The sequence below is a fragment of the Flintibacter sp. genome (assembly GCF_046973065.1).
This window is the reverse complement of the sequence record NZ_JBKVXZ010000001.1, coordinates 147279-163343: the sequence shown is the minus strand read 5'-3', so window position 1 is coordinate 163343 and position 16065 is coordinate 147279. Positions and strand designations below refer to the sequence as shown.

The window sequence follows — 16065 nt, the reverse complement described above, 5'->3', positions numbered from 1 at the left end:
TGAAGCAACATGAAAAAAATGAAGGGTGTTATTACTGCCATGACCACCCCCTTTGATAGTAAGGACCAGGTTGATATTCACGCTCTGGAAGAGCAGGTAGAATTTCTTATTGAAAAAGGCGTAGACTGCCTCTACCCGTGTGGAACTACGGGAGAAATGCTTATTATGACCCCTGAAGAGCGGGAATTGGTTGCCGAAACAGTTTTGAAAGCTGCTGCCGGCCGAGTTACCGTCTATATCCATGTGGGCGCTATGACTCTGAAAGAAACCGTGCGTTTGGCTCGCCACGCTGAGCGCATTGGTGCTGACGGTATCGGCGTGGTAACCCCTGCTTTCTTTGGCGTAAAAGATAAGGCTATGCTTCGCTACTATCAGCAAGTATCCGCCAGCGTCTCCAAAGACTTCCCCATTTACCTGTACGCCATCCCACAGTGTGCCGCCAACGACCTTTCCCCCGCCCTGGTGGCTCAGATCATCGAGACCTGTCCCAATGTGATTGGTATCAAATACAGCTATTCTGACATGATCCGTCTGAAAGACTACTTAAATCTGAACAACGGTAATTTCTCCGTTCTCTTCGGCGCAGACCGTCTTTTCCTCCCGGCGCTGGTCATGGGATGTGAAGGAACCGTATCCGGCTGCTCGGGCCCCATGCCTGAACACTTTGTAAATGTCTACCGTGCTTATCTCAAAGGCGATATGAAAACTGCTTTGGCCGAACAAAAAATTGCCAATGAGATCTGCGAAATTATGAAAAGCGGTGCAGATATGGGGATCTTCAAAGCCGTCCTTCAGTTCCGGGGTATGACTGGCGGACATATGCGGGCTCCTCTGATTGATCTGGATGAGGAGGAGAAGGCAGCCCTCCACACACAGATCGCGCCCTATCTGCCCCAATGAAAGTGCTGTGTTATGGTTCCCTGAATCTGGACCATATTTACAACGTGCTGGAGTTTATCCGCCCGGGGGAGACACTTCAGGCCCTGTCTGTGGAACAGCACTGCGGAGGAAAGGGATTTAACCAAGCGGTAGCAGCCGCAAAAGCGGGTCTGCCCGTGTACCTGGCAGGATGTATCGGCCCAGACGGAGGGATCTTTCGTGAGATTTGCCGCACCGTAGGAGTGGACGATACTTATCTGCGTGAGGAGAACCTCCCTACCGGCAGTGCGGTAATTCAGGTGAACCAGCGTGGAGAAAACTGCATCCTGCTTTACGGCGGCGCCAATCAGGCGGTAACCGAGGAACAGATTGAGCAGACTCTGGAAAATTTTCAGCCAGGAGATGTACTCATTGCCCAAAATGAAATCAGTCAGCTACCCAAGCTGCTCTCCTGTGCAGAAAAACATGGACTGCGCATTGCATGGAACCCTTCCCCCATGAACGAGAAAATTACCCCAGATATGCTCTCCAGCGTAAACTGGCTGTTTGTCAACGAGGTAGAAGCCGAGCAATTGTGCGGTAGCAATCAGCCCGAGATCTGCCTGGATCGTCTGTCGGCCTTGTGTCCCAAAGGAGCTGTGATTCTGACCTTGGGCAGCGCTGGCTCTTGCTATGCCGGTCCGGAAGGTCATTTTTTCCAACCCGCCTTCTCTGTACAGGCAGTGGATACCACCGCTGCCGGTGATACCTTTACTGGATATTTTTTGGCTAGTATACTGAAGGATGGAGTACCTCAGTCCGCTTTGGAACTGGCCAGCAAGGCATCTGCATTGGCAGTTACACGAAAAGGGGCATATGACTCCATCCCGTGGAAACGTGAAGTAGATGGTACGGCACTAAACTGAAATATACTTTTACCAAAAGCGGCTCCAACCCAAAATTGGCGCCGCTTTTCCTTTTCTTAATACGAAAACGATAACAATTGACATGATAAGCAACTCATGATATGCTGAAATAAAATGGATTGATAATTATTCCATCATCGGTCAATCGTTTTTTTATCTGGGACACAGTATCCCAATTTAAAAATCCTCTGTTTGTTAATGTGTGAAAGATAGATGGCTTCAAAGAAGGAGAGTATTTATGGCAGCAACTTTAAAAGATGTGGCAGAATATGCCGGAGTCAGCATCGCCACTGTATCACGCGTCTTAAATGATCCTGAAAAGGTGGCTGAGCAGTCTCGCAGCAGAGTTCTCAACGCAATCGATGTGCTGGGCTACTCATCCAATCTGCTTGCAAAGAGTCTGCGGAAAGATGGATTGAATGCCGTATCTGTTTTACTGCCAAGTTTAAGCGATCCCTTTTTCGCCCAAATGAACCAGGGAATTTCCGATGTACTGGCTACTTGCGGATATTTGATGCTTACTGTCGCTACAGAAGGTGTCCAAAGTATGGAAGAGGAATATCTGCTGAAGGCCAAATCCATGGGACTTGCGGGAGTTTTGGTATATACCCCTGCCCGTTGTATCCCCTCTAGTTGGGAATCTTTCTGCGGCAGTTTTCCAATCCTTTTTCTTTCTGATACCGACGCTCGCGGGCTCCCTAAAACAGAGCAACTGCCAGCGTCCTGGGAAGCTTTGGGAGATCAAGTGGCCAACTATTTTCTCAATCAAAAACGGCATCATTTGGTATATTTAGCCGATCACACATCCAGATTTTCTTCCGCATTCTTTACCCGCCTTCAAAACACAATTCGTGCAGAGGGAGGAACCTGTCAGCATTGCAGCGCAGGTTCTTCCTTGGACGATGCTTACAGAGAACTTACCCGGTATCTCAACCAAACCGAAACCCTGCCCGACGCAATCATCACCCAAAACTGCTACCAAGGCGCAGGGGCGCTGTCTGCACTAAAGCAGCAGGGAATTCGAGTGCCAGAACAAGCCGCTGTCCTTAGTCTGGAAAATGCTCAATTAGCCCAATTAACTTCTCCTCAGCTGTCTGTCTGGGGACCCTCCGGTTATCAGGTAGGCGTCTTGGGCGCTCAGCGTCTGTTGGAGTTAATCCGCCTGAATGAAGATACGCCTGCCGCCCCAAAAGAAGAGGTCAGTCTGACTTTAATTGTAAGGGGGTCCACAGATGTTAAAGCATGACTCTCCCCGGATTCTTTCTCTGGGCGTACTCAATCTGGACTTTGTTATGGAACTCGGCAATGAAATGATTGGGAAAAAGAAGATGGGCCGTCAGATCTCGATTAACGCAGGCGGCCACGGAAGTTCCCAGGCCATTGCCGCTGTACGATGTGGTGTTCCTACTGCATTAATTGGCAAAGTCGGAGACGATGCCTTTGGCCAACAGATTCAGTGCACTCTGGAAAAGGAGCATGTGGACTGCCGCTTTCTCACCCATGTTCCAAACGTCCACAGCGGTCTAGCTACTATTATCATTGAAGATCACACAGACAATACTTTTATCGACTTTCTGGGTGCAAACTATGAGTTGACCAATGAGGATATTGACCACTGCAAAGATGCAATCTGTCAGGCGGACTTGGTCATGATCCATATGGGACCGGCAATTATGGATGTAGCCACCCATATGATCGAACTGGCAAATGAATGTCATACTCCAGTTTTGGTTACGCCTTCTGTCATGACCGCAGATGTCCCGCTCCATTTTTGGAAGAAAGTAGACTACCTGGCTATGAATCTGGCTCAGGCAGCCGCTATCAGTTGTCTCTCTGGTGAAAATGCAAAAACAGCCCGAATTTCTGCCAGTATTCTTTCCAACCAAGTACGACAGGGCGTCGTTGTACACATGGACGGAGCCGGAGTGTTGGTTGCGGAAAAAGGTACTATGAGTCTTATGGACACTTGTTTTTCTGGTGAGATTCTGGATTATTCCGGTGCCACATCCTTTTTTACCGGTGTACTCGCAGCGGAATTGGTAAAAAACAGTTCCATCCAAGAAGCAGCCATCAAAGCCCACCGGGCCGCTCTTCTTTGCATGGGAAAAGTTGGTGTATATACGTCCTTCCCCTCCGCCGAGGTATTGAAAACATTATAACGCTCGTTAAAAGAGAAAATTTCCCACAAAAACTTCTTGACAAACGCCGGACTTCTATGATACTTTAACCACAACAGAGACTGACAACCGAATACCGAATCCATACAGCGGATGAACGATTCAGGAGAGACCGCGTATCTTACGCGGCACCGAAGGAGCAATGCCACACTCTCTCAGGTAAAAGGACTGGGTCGGGACGCAAATCTGAAAAGCATCCTTTGGGTGCACCGACGGGGCAACTGTCTGGAGGCGTTCAGGCTGGAATCTCTCAGGTTCTATGTACAGAGGCGCAGCGATATTAGGTATCGTTGCGTCTCTGTTTTTCTTTGCCCGAGAGATTATATTCTGAACGGAGGGAATCCCCATGAGCGAACTGAAACGCACCCAGCTTTACGACGTACATGTGGCAGCCGGTGCCACCATGGTGGACTTCGGCGGGTGGGAAATGCCCATCAAGTACCCCACCGACATCGTGGCCGAGCACCTGTACACCCGCAGCTTCTGCAGCCTGTTCGACGTCTCCCACATGGGCCGCATCCTGGTGGATGGTCCCCAGGCCGTCCCCTTCCTGCAGCATGTGCTCTCTAGCAACGTGATGGCTCTTGACGTGAACAAGGCGCAGTACGCCATCCTGCCCACCGAGACCGGCGGCGCAGTGGACGACGCCTACCTCTACCGCTTTGAGGAGGATCGTTACCTGCTGGTGGTCAACGCGGCCAACACCGATAAGGACCTGGCGCACCTGCAGCACCACATCCAGAACTTTGACGCCAGAATGACCGTCATCACCGCCGACTGGGCGGCCATCGCCGTGCAGGGTCCCAAGTCCAAGGAGCTGCTCATGACTCTGTCCGGAGGCGAGAGCATCACAGAGCCCATGAAAAACGCGCTGAACACCCTGGAGCTGGAGGGCCACACCGTCCGAATCGCCAAGACCGGCTACACCGGCGATCCCATCGGCTACGAGGTCTATGTCCCCAGCCAGGACGCTGTGTGGCTGTGGAACCGCCTGGTGGAACTGGGCGCCCGTCCCGCCGGCCTGGGTGCCCGTGACACCCTGCGTCTGGAAGCAGGCATGCCTCTCTACGGCCATGAGCTGGGCCTGTCCCCTGACGGGACAGAGATCCCCATCTACGCCATCCCCCTGGCCCGGTTTGCCGTCAGCTTCTCCCCCCAGAAGGGCGACTTTGTGGGCCGGGAGCCCCTCCAGCGCCAGTATGACGCCTTCCGTAAGATCATGGACCGGGACTTTTCCGATCTGGAGCATCTGCCCCGGCGTGTGCGTCCCATCACACTGCTGGGCCGCGGCGTCATGCGGGCCGGGATGCCGGTATACCGGGGCGACGAGGCCATCGGCTTTGTGACCAGCGGCACCATGGTCCCCTACTTCACCACCCAGGGCCAGGGCCTGGAGACCGAGATTTTGGAAAAGAGCGCCATGCGCTCCATCGGCCTGGCCTATATCGCCAGCGACGTGCTGGATGACGACAAGGTGGAGATCGACGTGCGCGGCCGCCGCATCGCCGCAGTCATCCCCCCCTACCATATGCGGGGCGACGCGCCTCCCTACGCCCGTCCCATTCTCTACCAGGCTCCCGAGGAGGAGAAAGCTGCTGCCTCCGGCGACCGCCTGCCCAAGGCTTTGGATCTTATCGCCCAGGCCACGGACAACCACCGCTGGCGCCAGGAGATGTGCATCAACCTCATCCCCTCCGAGATGACTCCCTCCCGGGCGGTGCGGCTGCTCTCCGCCAGCGACCCGGCCTTCCGCTATGCAGAGCACAAGAAGGTAAAGAGCTTCTACGACGCGGACATCTTCTACTACCAGGGCACCGAGTTCATCGACCAGGTGGAGCAGCTGCTCACCCAGGAGATGTGCACCTACCTTGGCTGCCGCGAGGCGGAGACCCGTGTCATCAGCGGCCAGATGTCCAACATGGCGGTGTTCTCCGCCCTCATGGACTTCAAGAACCGGCTCAACCGCAAGCAGACTCCCCAGCGTCTGGGCTACGTGCTCAACAACCACATCATCAAGGGCGGACACCTCAGCGCCCAGCCCATGGGCGCCCTCCACGACTACATCGCCGTGGACCCCGTCACCGAGCGCTCCGCCGTGGTGAACTTCCCCGTCTGCAAGGATAACATCTACAAGATCGACGTGGAGGAGACCAAGAAGGTCATCCAGCAGTATAAGCCCGAGCTCATCATCTTCGGCAAGAGCATGGTGCTGCACAAGGAACCTGTGGCCGCCATCCGGCAGTTTGTGGATGAGCAGAACATCCCCACCACCATCATGTACGACATGGCCCACGTGCTGGGACTCATCGGCGACCACTTCCAGAAGCCCTTTGAGGAGGGCGCGGAGATCGTCACCGGCTCCACCCACAAGACCTTCTTCGGTCCTCAGAGAGGCGTCATCGGTGTCAACTACGACAAGAGCGACCTGAAGTACGGCCTGTGGGAGACCATCGAGAGCCGCACCTTCCCCGGCAGCGTGTCCAACCACCACCTGGGCACCATGTTGGGTCTGCTGATGGCCGCCTATGAGATGAACCAGTTCAAGGACGAGTATCGGAAGGCCGTGGTGGAAAACGCCAAGCACTTTGCCAAGTGCCTGAAGGCGGAAGGTCTGGATGTGGCAGGCGATCCCGCCATTGGCTACACCGAGACCCACCAGGTCATCGTCTCGGTGGGTTACGCCGCCGGTCCCGAGGTTGCCGCCCGTCTGGAACGCAACAACATCATCGCCAACTACCAGGCTACCCCCGACGAGGAGGGCTTCACCGCCTCCGGTGCTCTGCGTATGGGCGTTAACGAGATGACCCGCTTCGGCTTTGGCAAGAAGGAGTTTGAGACTCTGGCCGCCCTCATCGCCGACTGCGTCCTGCGCGGCAAAGAGGTGGGCGACGAGGTGGTCAAGTTGCGCAGCGGCTACACCCAGATGCACTACTGCTTCCAGGATGACCAGACCCTGGCCGCGCTGGAGAAGCTGGCTGCCAACACCGGGATCTGATCTCCACCCGCGATTCCGTTCCACTTAAACATTCAACCTACATTATATATAAAGGAGAATTACTATGAACTTTCCTGCTGAACTGAAATATTCCAAGTCTCACGAGTGGGTTAAGATGCTGGACGAGACCACTGCCCTGGTGGGCATCACCGACTACGCTCAGAAGGAGCTGGGCGACCTGGTGTTCATCAACCTGCCCATGGAGGGCGACGAGGTCACCAAGGAGACTCCCTTCTGAAAGCTTTTGTCAAGGGGGTGCGTGGATATTTTTCATATTACTTACGCAGATTCTCTCTCTGCTTCTGCCTGAATAATGCGTTTCAACCTGTCCTCCGCAGTCAAACCGCTACTATGGTCAAAAAACACTTTGACTTTATAATTTGTTTTGCCTTGCTTAATCACAAAAACTCCATCCGGTTTGTTTTTCTCCGAATGGTTATTTGGGGTGGGTAGTGTACTGTTCACAATATTTGTCATACGATATTCCTCCTTAAATGAAAAAAGCCCGACAAGGAAAGGTCTGACAACGAAGTTCCGACAACGGACATCAGAAAACCTTTTTTCTTTATCGGGCGATACTATCTTTTTACTATTTCCTTTTTCTTTATAATATTGGTTGTCATGGTTGTCAGAAAGGGAAAAGTGCCGCAATATCAAGGCTTTCGGGATTTTTGCCCGACAACCAGACCGACAACCGGCTCGACAACCGAAGCGACAACGGGCTTTTATTTTTGCTTCAACCATTCTTCCGGAAGCCCTAACTGTTCCATTTCCTCTGTCGGGATTTCTTGAAAATCATCCATGCTGTTGTCAGGCTCGTTGTCGTTCCTGATACGCTCCCAGCCCTTTTGTCGGCGGTAAGGCTCTGGAAAATACCTCGGATTGCTGAACGCCCTCCAGCCTGTGACAGCGTTATTCATAATGTCATTGATCTCTCGCAGTTCCCATTGTTTCGGTTCGTCATAATCATGCCCCAGTGCTTCTTTGTAAAGCTGTTTGGAGCAAACTATGCTGCCGGAATAGCGTTCCAGATAGTCTAAAATCTGTCCTGCCTTAGTGTCCTCCGGCATAAAGTCCTTTTGGTGGGCTTTCAGATAAGCGTTCATAGCCGGACTGAATCTCAGACGGAAATTGCCGCTTCTGTAAATCTCCATAGCTTCTGCCCACATCTGATTGATATACGCTCTGGAAGCCTGTTCATCTGCCAAAATATGAACCTCAGCCCTTTCAGGATAGACCATAACCGGAACGAAGCGGCGGTTGCCTGTTCGGTCAAGGGGAAGAAAGTCAAGGGTATTAGAAGAACCTCCAAACACACATTGTCGTTTTCTGTCTGCCGGATGTGTTTCATACGGTATCTTATAGGTTTCCTTTTGGCGGCTCAGAAAGGACTTGATTTCTTCAATGCTCTTAGCGTTGGCGGTTGCAATCATTTCCGACATTTCAATAATCCAATGCCCCTGCATTTTGCGGTACACATTTTCATCATCCAGCTTTTTCAAGTCATCAGAGAACCAATCATCATTGACCGCAAGCAAACGGAAGAAAGAGGACTTTCCGGCTCCCTGACCGCCTACAAGACAGAGCATTACCTCAAATTTACACCCCGGCTGAAAGGCTCGTGAGATAGCACCCAACAGAAACAACTTCAATGCTTCATAGGTGTAATCATCTGTATCAGAACCGAGAAAGCGGTGCAGACAGAAGCGTATGCGTTCCGTTCCGTCCCATTGCAGGGCATTAAGAAAATCACAGACAGGGTGGTAACGGTTTTCGTTGGCAATAACCGCAACTGCGTCTATGATTTTCTTTTCTACGGTCAAACCATAGTTTTCTTCAAAATATAGGAGCAGATATTTCACATCCACATCCGTCAATGTCGGGCTGTCACGATACCAGCCGAGGGGCTTCACAATGTCGATTCTTTCGGTCAGAAGATTTTTTCGGATAGCCCCTTTCAAAAGCGGGTCATATTGCAGAACACGCTTATAATTTGCGGCAGTATTATAAACCTTACCTTTCTCGCTCTGCTCTAAGCTGTTTCGGATTTCTTCTACTGTGCATGGTTCTGTCTGCTGACAGTTCTGCAATTCGCTGTTCAAGTTTTAACACCTCCTTTCTCTGTTCTGCCACAAGTGCTTTTCGTTCCTCCAATGAACCATACAGAAGAATATCAAGCAGATATTCGATATAGTTCTTCTTATGCAGTGCTTCTGCAAACAGGGGATTCCATTCCTCATCCGGCTGTTTGGGAGCGTATTTCTTTTCCCATTCTCTAAGAAGATGAAAATAATCTGTCAGCACCTTGTAGCAATGATTTTCTTCTTTTTGATACTTCTGTTCCGGTGTCGGCTCACGAATACGAGGGCGAATACTGGGCTTTTGTCGGCTGTCATAGTTAAGACCAAAAGCTTCAGCAAGTTTGACAGCAGCTTCCCTCAGCCCGATACCGAATAGCTTCGCTGTCAGATCAACAGCGTCTCCGGTTGCTCCGCAGCCAAAACAGTAATAGCGTTCATCCAGCTTCATACTGGGGGATTTATCCGAGTGAAACGGACAACACGCCATACCTGTGCGACCCACTTTCAAGCTATAGGCTTCTGCGGCTTGTCGGGCAGTAACATTTTCTTTTACAACTTCAAATACATTCATGTGACTCCTTTCCTGAAACGAAAAAAGCACCTGTCATTTTCAAAACGAAAACAGCAAGTGCCTTAAAGTTCCATATCCAATTTTGGGTGCAAAAAAGCAGGAGACCTTTTCAGATTTCCTGCTTAATAACGCTGTGAAGATTTAATTGTAGTCAGTTTTTCTTATACCATCCGAAATTTATACTTTAATGTTCTCTCATAACAAAAATCAATTTTGTCCTCCAACAAAAATACCGTTTGGGGGATTATCCCATATAAAATTATCCTCAGCCACTTCGCTCTCCAATGCAATTTCAATTTTATATATCCCCACATTTTGGGCATTTTCATCATCCTGACTATACATATAAAAATTCATACAATACCTTTCCTTCTCTGTCAATATGAGATACATACCATCCAATTCCGTTTTCCTTTTACCATAGTTGCTTTCACTTGATGATGCACAATCGCCCTCAAACCTTTGGATACTGCCCTCAATATAATCGAAAAAAGCAGAGATTTCAGTGTCTAAATTCTCAATTCTCTTTTTGCTTTCTTCGGAAAATAGAGATTTGAGTTTCTCTGAATCCTGTTGCTTACATGCCTCGATAATTTGTTGACACATCTTATCCGTTTCATTTTGTTCAGAGCTAAACCAGTCATTGAAATATTTGTTAGAGCAGCCTGTTAAACCGAGTATAATAATCACACTGGAAAGCAACAATACTTTTTTCATATAATTACATCCTTTACTGAATAATTGCAAAATCACTTATTGGATTAAGGTCATTACAAAAAATTTCTTACTATCATTATACTTCATCAACCTAAAGAATGGAAGATATTTTCTTGTTTCTTAAAGCAAAAGCACCTGTCATTTTCAAAACGAAAACAGCAAGTGCCTTAGAGCTCCATATCCTGTTTTTTGCTTTTCGCCGGAATTGTCCGGCTGACTTCACGCTCTGCCATTTCTTTCTTCTTGCGGCTTAACTGCTCTATAATAGAACTTTTGGCTTTCTTCTTAATTTGCTCCGTTCCGGCTTTTTTGACCTCCGGTTTCATCAGCGTGGTTTGGATTTTCTGAATGGTTGATTTCATAGCATTTGTGATTCTGGCAATCACGCCATCCAATCGTTTCACTGCATACTCGATTTCTTTCTTTGAAGCCTTACGCTCAGGGGAGAGGACCCATGCCTTAGACTGCTCCACCAGCTTAATATCCTCCTTGTGCGTTTCCAGTTTTACAGTATCAGCAACGACCTCAACCGCCTTGTTATAGGCAATATCTGCAACCTCGTCCACCAGAGCTTCCACATCTTCAATCTTCATCGTGAGTTCTTCCAACTTTTGCTCCTGTGCTGCCAGTTGCTCCTTTTGCTTGAAAAGAATATAGTCCTGTTTTTCCAGATAAGCACGACCACCATATTCCGGTTCTTCTTCCAGTTGTAAGCCATGCTTTTTCGCCACATCAAACAACAGCACTCGGCAGGCTGAATCGAAAGTCATCTTGCGGTTATTTTTTCTTCCGACAGGCTTCTCCGGTTCTGGCAGTTCAAACCCCAGTGCTTCCAAAGCCTTTTCCTGTTGTGGGGCAATCTCCCCATATTGATTTTCACAGTCGAACACATGACGCTCGTGAATATGAGGGGTGCTTTCATCCAAGTGCAGCGCCCAATTCAGGATATGGACATGAGAGCCGAAACGCTCATTTACGATTTCCATAAATTCTGTGACGATCTCAATGAGCAGTTCCGGCGGAACATGATTGTCAAGTGTTCCAATCTGATAGACCGTTTCCTCAGGACAGGTCTTTTTGCTTTTGAGTAAATCTCCGGTTTCCTTATTTCTTTCAGGGTGTCGGTTCTTCACATTTCTTTCGTTCTGTCCGGTTACAAAATCACGATACCGCTGACGATAAAAAAGCTGTTCCACATCTTCAAAAGTGGCAGACAGCTCATTTTCCTTTTCGGGATTTTTGAAATTGCGGAAGCCATTGTAACAGTCCCAATAGAGATTTTGTTTGGCTCGTTCTTCGTCAATGTGTTCGCTGTTGGCAATGTCAAAACTGCGGTCATTGTGCTTCGGATTATAAACGCCATTCTTTCCGGCTCGTCCATTGTGCCTTGTTAATTTCACATGAGTTCCTCCTTTTCTTTTTGATTTCCCCGACAGGGGAGAAGGGCAGCGAAGCTGATTCCTTGCGGCTTTCTGCGTCAAGTAATACCCAGTACTAAGTGGCGAAACGCCACTTAACTGGGCAAGGCTGCCGCCCTTGACCTGCACAGGGATATTGCATTCCCTGTACCCATGCACAAAGGGTTGCACCCTCTGTACTCCCGCCCGAACAAACTGACTTCGCCCCGTCCCAAGCTCTGTCAGTTCCTTCGGTTTTACAAAACAGTCCACCGGACTATTTTGCAAAAAGAAAAACCGACGCATGATCGCTTTACGCTCAATACATCGGTTTCTTCATCTGACCTTAACGGTCATATTCAGTTATCTAATATTGTACTGTTATAAAATCTATGTCATTTACGATTTTTCTTATGCTGATTTACCCAGTAAGATTTTACAGGGATTCTTCTTCTCTCTATATCTTCCATAAATTCTTCTTTATCGATATTACTATCAATGGTAAATAGCTTTTCCCCATTTACATATACACGCATAGAACCTTTCTTTCTCTCACAGTATGTAATATCTTCAAAGCGAAAAGTTCTCTTTCTCCCAAAAGTTGAACGCCATGTGATTTCATCTCCGTTCACTTCCAGTTTCCACATTACCATATTGACTATTCCGCTTATGCCTACTAAAAAAAATATTCCAAATATACAAATGACAAACATATCTTCTTTTGCCATAAGACTCATAGCCGTACAATAAGCAAAAAATATTGTACCTACGATAAATGCCACGATAAGGAATTTCTCTGTTTTTATTGTATAATGCGTTCTAATTATACCTTTTTTCTGTTCTTCTTCTCGTTCTTTAGCTCTCTTTTGTTGAAGATTTACAATATATGTCAAAAGAAGAAGTACAACTAAATAGGGACCTATTTGTGTAATTATATTCAAACACATTCGTAAAAAATCATTCATTTTTTGCCCTCCATAGTTCCAGCTATATAAAAATGATTGTTTGAAATCGAGTATTAAAACCTCAATTTTTCATATCTCATTATACTTCATCAACTTAATAAATGGAAGAAAGAATTTTGTGTGCAGAGTTCCTGTTCAAACCTTATAACGCACATTTCTGCAAAATTCATAGTCCCTGATACTTTCCTCACAGGCGATAGGCAACGGTCAAAACATCAGGTCTGTACCTGACATTTTAACCGCATATCAGCCTTGATTATCACATTATCCCTGCTGACTGTTCAGCCCATGCTTTTTCGCATATTCACTGGCTTTCTGTCTGCGTTCCTCACTGTAAGGCGGCAGGAAGCGGATAGACAGACGGGATTTTGCCAGCTCATAAGAAACACCGCCTTGAGCATTGGATTTTTCCAGTCTGCAAAGGTCAGGGTACTTCTTAGCAAAAGCAGCCAACCTCTTTTTCAATCCGGCATTGTGGGTGTAGATATTTGCCTTATCCTCGCCCTCATTAAAGAGAACGATTGTTTCTTTCTCAATCTTTGTCAGTCTTGTCATAGCAGCCCTCCCTGCGGTCTTTCAACACCCTCAGCCTGCGGTAAAAGCAGCGATACCACCTTTCAACACCCTCAGCACTCAGCTTAACGGAAAGCATATAAAACAGCTTCTTCGTCACTGGATCGGGTGCAAGGGCAGCTACCATATGCAAACGCTCGACAGTTGCTTTCAGGTTCGGACAGCCAAAGGCATAAAGGACTTCCATTTCATTCCGGTTCATCTTCATTGTGTTTTCCTCCTTAAAGTTTGATAAATGAAAAGCGACAGACACTTCATAAGGAAATACCTGTCGCTTCGTTGATGATATAAAATTGTTGGTTTTGGACTTGATAAAATCAGCAGTAAATCATTTCCTGTCTGATGATTTCTTCGGCTCGGTTACGGATAGAGTTCATGGACTGTACCCACAACATCTGATTGTCTGCTTTCATGGTTTCGGTCACACCCTCGGCTTGTTTCATCTGCTCAATGATAAGGCTGCACCTTTCCGTTGCCTGTTCGTTCAGGTCAGCAAGGTGAGTATGCAGTTCGCCGGATAAACAGAGGGCAGAGAACCTTGCAGGGCGGTACTGCTCCAAATATATCCTGTGCAGTCTGCCCCACATACCGATAGGGCGGCGTTCCTCCGGAAGCTTCAAGTCCAGCACATAGTAATCACCCACAAGAACATAGTCCAGACCGTTGCTTTCATCATGGATTCGTGGTTTCAATTCTGTCATGCTATTTTTTCTCCTTTCACTTTTTGCCGATTTAATTTGCTTGTGGCGTTCTGTTCAGCACACAGCTTGCTATCAGAACTTTTTTCTTCTGCTATACGCTCATGCTCCGCAAATTTTTTTGATTTCTCACGAATCTTTTTCATATATTTACGATTGGATTCTCGTTTTCTGCGAAGTCGTTCCGCCTCTTTTTCAGCAGCAATCCTTTCTTCCTCTGTTGGTTCATGCTGCTCCACAGGTACTTGAAATTGCCCGACATAGTTAAGATATATCTCCACCTCTGTGGTGCGGTCTGCACCTTTTCCCTGTGGCTCGTGAACCAGTATTTTGTCTATAAATTCATTTATCATGGCAGGAGTAAGCTCTGTAATGTTCTCATATTTTTTAACCAGCTTTAGAAAACGCTCCACATTATTTTGACCGCCTATAATCCGTTGCATATCAGCGGTGTCAGTCTCAATAATCTTGTTTAGCTCGTTCTGCTCATTTTCATAATCAGTAAGCATACTCTGAAAAAGCCTGTCCGGCAATCTTCCAATTACATTATCTTCATAGATTTTCCTGATAAGCATATCCAGTTCGTGAACTCGCTTCTGATTTCTTTCAATGCGGTTTTTTACAGTTTCAGAAACAGCAATATCTTTCATCGCCGATTCTTCTTGCAAAGAATAGACAAACTCCTGCTCATTCAAAGAAACATAATGGCAAGTCTCTTGTATGGTTTTCAGAATGATGCTTTTAAGTGCTTTTGTTGAAATATGGTGGCAAGTACAATGCCGGTCATACTTCTGATAAGCAAGATTATAAGTGGAACATTCATAACAATCTGCCGGATTTGAATGGCTTATCCGCTTTTCGCCTTTGGTAGTATAGTATATTCTTTCACGCCCTTTTCGTTGCCTGTGATTATACATCGGCGCACCACAGTCAGCACAGTAAATCTTTCCGGTCAGAACATTAGGCTCGCCCATAGGATCGGCTTTTCTTACATTCTGCCTTAACTTTTGAGCAAGCAGCCATGTTTCTTCATCGACAATAGGCTCTTGTGTATCATCAAAAACCACCCAATCTTCCTTGTCTGCCCTTTTCGTCTTTTTGTCCTTATAGGAATTTTTGAATGTCCTGAAGTTGACAGTCTTTCCAATATACTCTGGTCGGGCAATCAGAGTAGTAACCTGATTTCCTCGCCACATATACGGATTTTCTTTGTCATAGTTGCTTGCATGATTTCCAAGTCCCTTTTTCCCAAGATAATAAGACGGTCTTTCTATTTTTTCTTCTGAAAGTTCTCTTGCTATCTGATAAGGTCCTTTTCCCTCAATAGTCATACGATAAATTCTGCGGACTACTTCAGCAGCTTCTTCATCAATAATCCAATGGTCGGGGTTTTCGGGGTCTTTCAAATAGCCGTATGGTGGGATATTACTTGTATGCGCATTGCCGGAAGAACCCCTGGATTTCAGTACAGCTTTAATTTTCTTACTTGTGTCCCTGACAAACCACTCATTCATGATATTCAGAAAAGGGGCAAACTCACTGGTTTCTTGACGGTCACTGTCAATACCATTATTGATTGCTATAAATCGAACTTCCTTTTCTCTAAACAGAATATCAGTGAAAAAACCTACTTGCAGATGATCTCTGCCGATTCTGGACATATCCTTGCAGATACAGGCAGTGATTTCTCCGTTTTTAACGCCTTCAACAAGTTTATTCCATGAAGGTCTGTCAAAGGTCGCTCCACTCCAACCATCATCAGTAAAATGAACAAGATTCGTAAAACCATGTTTAATAGCATAATCTTCAAGCATTTGCTTTTGATGAACTATACTGTTACTCTCTCCAGCATTATCATCATCACGAGACAGTCTTTCATACAAAGCAGTAATGCCATTGCTTTTATCTTTTTTTCTTCTCATGCTGAACTCCTTTCTTCAATTCCTATCCACTCCTTACGCTCACAAAATATCACATCTGCGACGTGGAGTCGGTCAAGGCGGTCTCCGACGTAATGAGCCCGGTCTCCGGCACGGTGGAGAATATCACCGACTTTGAAGAGCTGCTGGACGCCGACGCCTATCAGGCCTTCATCCAGGCGTAAGCC

General features: G+C 47.4%; 16 protein-coding genes, 1 pseudogene and 1 riboswitch. Of the genes and pseudogenes, 7 read left to right on the top strand and 10 right to left on the bottom strand.

All coding sequences use genetic code 11. The annotated features are described in order from the left end of the window. The first annotated feature begins 9 nt into the window (after positions 1 to 9). The 6 genes and pseudogenes from ACLTXB_RS00735 to ACLTXB_RS00710 all read left to right on the top strand — a co-directional run. Positions 10 to 900: a dihydrodipicolinate synthase family protein gene (locus ACLTXB_RS00735; RefSeq protein ID WP_428226044.1), complete on the top strand. Its 891-nt coding sequence runs from the start codon at positions 10 to 12 to the stop codon at positions 898 to 900. Continuing rightward, positions 897 to 1784, top strand: coding sequence for a ribokinase (locus ACLTXB_RS00730; RefSeq protein ID WP_428226043.1), 888 nt, complete (start codon positions 897 to 899; stop codon positions 1782 to 1784). The genes ACLTXB_RS00735 and ACLTXB_RS00730 overlap by 4 nt, the downstream gene beginning before the upstream one ends. 238 nt (positions 1785 to 2022) lie before the next feature. Beyond that, the gene (locus tag ACLTXB_RS00725) at positions 2023 to 3030 is read left to right on the top strand and encodes a LacI family DNA-binding transcriptional regulator (RefSeq protein ID WP_151075230.1); all 1008 of its coding nucleotides are present in this window, start codon (positions 2023 to 2025) and stop codon (positions 3028 to 3030) included. Beyond that, positions 3017 to 3943, top strand: a complete 927-nt coding sequence (locus ACLTXB_RS00720; protein ID WP_428226042.1) for a PfkB family carbohydrate kinase — start codon at positions 3017 to 3019, stop codon at positions 3941 to 3943. Before ACLTXB_RS00725 ends, ACLTXB_RS00720 begins: the two co-directional genes overlap by 14 nt. A gap of 111 nt (positions 3944 to 4054) precedes the next feature. Further along, positions 4055 to 4142: riboswitch (glycine riboswitch) on the top strand. 165 nt (positions 4143 to 4307) lie between these two features. Beyond that, complete coding sequence (gene gcvT, locus ACLTXB_RS00715) at positions 4308 to 6956, top strand: glycine cleavage system aminomethyltransferase GcvT (RefSeq protein WP_428226041.1); 2649 nt, start codon at positions 4308 to 4310, stop codon at positions 6954 to 6956. Between the two features lie 64 nt (positions 6957 to 7020). Then, positions 7021 to 7176, top strand: a pseudogene (locus ACLTXB_RS00710) (glycine cleavage system protein H); the annotation flags it as partial. A gap of 59 nt (positions 7177 to 7235) precedes the next feature. Here ACLTXB_RS00710 and ACLTXB_RS00705 read toward each other — a convergent pair. From ACLTXB_RS00705 to ACLTXB_RS00660, 10 genes are all read right to left on the bottom strand, one after another. Next, positions 7236 to 7700: a transposon-encoded TnpW family protein gene (locus ACLTXB_RS00705; RefSeq protein ID WP_237948570.1), complete on the bottom strand. Its 465-nt coding sequence runs from the start codon at positions 7698 to 7700 to the stop codon at positions 7236 to 7238. Next, positions 7682 to 9046: a VapE domain-containing protein gene (locus ACLTXB_RS00700; protein WP_428226057.1), complete on the bottom strand. Its 1365-nt coding sequence runs from the start codon at positions 9044 to 9046 to the stop codon at positions 7682 to 7684. The genes ACLTXB_RS00705 and ACLTXB_RS00700 overlap by 19 nt, the downstream gene beginning before the upstream one ends. After that, positions 8970 to 9608, bottom strand: a complete 639-nt coding sequence (locus ACLTXB_RS00695) for a CHC2 zinc finger domain-containing protein (RefSeq protein WP_428226040.1) — start codon at positions 9606 to 9608, stop codon at positions 8970 to 8972. The genes ACLTXB_RS00700 and ACLTXB_RS00695 overlap by 77 nt, the downstream gene beginning before the upstream one ends. Before the next feature lie 207 nt (positions 9609 to 9815). Then, positions 9816 to 10325 carry a DUF5104 domain-containing protein gene (locus tag ACLTXB_RS00690; protein WP_428226039.1) on the bottom strand — a complete coding sequence of 170 codons (510 nt, stop codon included), beginning with the start codon at positions 10323 to 10325 and terminating at the stop codon, positions 9816 to 9818. A 167-nt stretch (positions 10326 to 10492) separates the two neighbouring features. Beyond that, positions 10493 to 11914 carry a serine/arginine repetitive matrix protein 2 gene (locus ACLTXB_RS00685; protein WP_428226038.1) on the bottom strand — a complete coding sequence of 474 codons (1422 nt, stop codon included), beginning with the start codon at positions 11912 to 11914 and terminating at the stop codon, positions 10493 to 10495. A 203-nt stretch (positions 11915 to 12117) separates the two neighbouring features. Beyond that, positions 12118 to 12687: a DUF6560 family protein gene (locus tag ACLTXB_RS00680; protein WP_428226037.1), complete on the bottom strand. Its 570-nt coding sequence runs from the start codon at positions 12685 to 12687 to the stop codon at positions 12118 to 12120. Positions 12688 to 12951: 264 nt separating this feature from the next. Then, entirely contained in the window at positions 12952 to 13242 is a 291-nt protein-coding gene (locus tag ACLTXB_RS00675) for a molecular chaperone (protein ID WP_253095036.1), read from the bottom strand. After that, the gene (locus ACLTXB_RS00670) at positions 13220 to 13468 is read right to left on the bottom strand and encodes a ferredoxin (protein ID WP_253095038.1); all 249 of its coding nucleotides are present in this window, start codon (positions 13466 to 13468) and stop codon (positions 13220 to 13222) included. Before ACLTXB_RS00670 ends, ACLTXB_RS00675 begins: the two co-directional genes overlap by 23 nt. A 109-nt stretch (positions 13469 to 13577) precedes the next feature. Continuing rightward, on the bottom strand, positions 13578 to 13961 hold the full coding sequence (locus ACLTXB_RS00665) for a TnpV protein (protein WP_428226036.1): 384 nt from the start codon (positions 13959 to 13961) through the stop codon (positions 13578 to 13580). Next, a complete protein-coding gene (locus ACLTXB_RS00660; protein WP_428226035.1) occupies positions 13958 to 15880 on the bottom strand; it encodes a recombinase family protein in 1923 nt (640 codons plus the stop codon). Before ACLTXB_RS00660 ends, ACLTXB_RS00665 begins: the two co-directional genes overlap by 4 nt. Before the next feature lie 62 nt (positions 15881 to 15942). Here ACLTXB_RS00660 and ACLTXB_RS00655 point away from each other — a divergent pair, with 62 nt between their 5' ends. Further along, positions 15943 to 16062: a hypothetical protein gene (locus ACLTXB_RS00655; RefSeq protein ID WP_428226034.1), complete on the top strand. Its 120-nt coding sequence runs from the start codon at positions 15943 to 15945 to the stop codon at positions 16060 to 16062. The last annotated feature ends 3 nt before the right edge of the window (positions 16063 to 16065 follow it).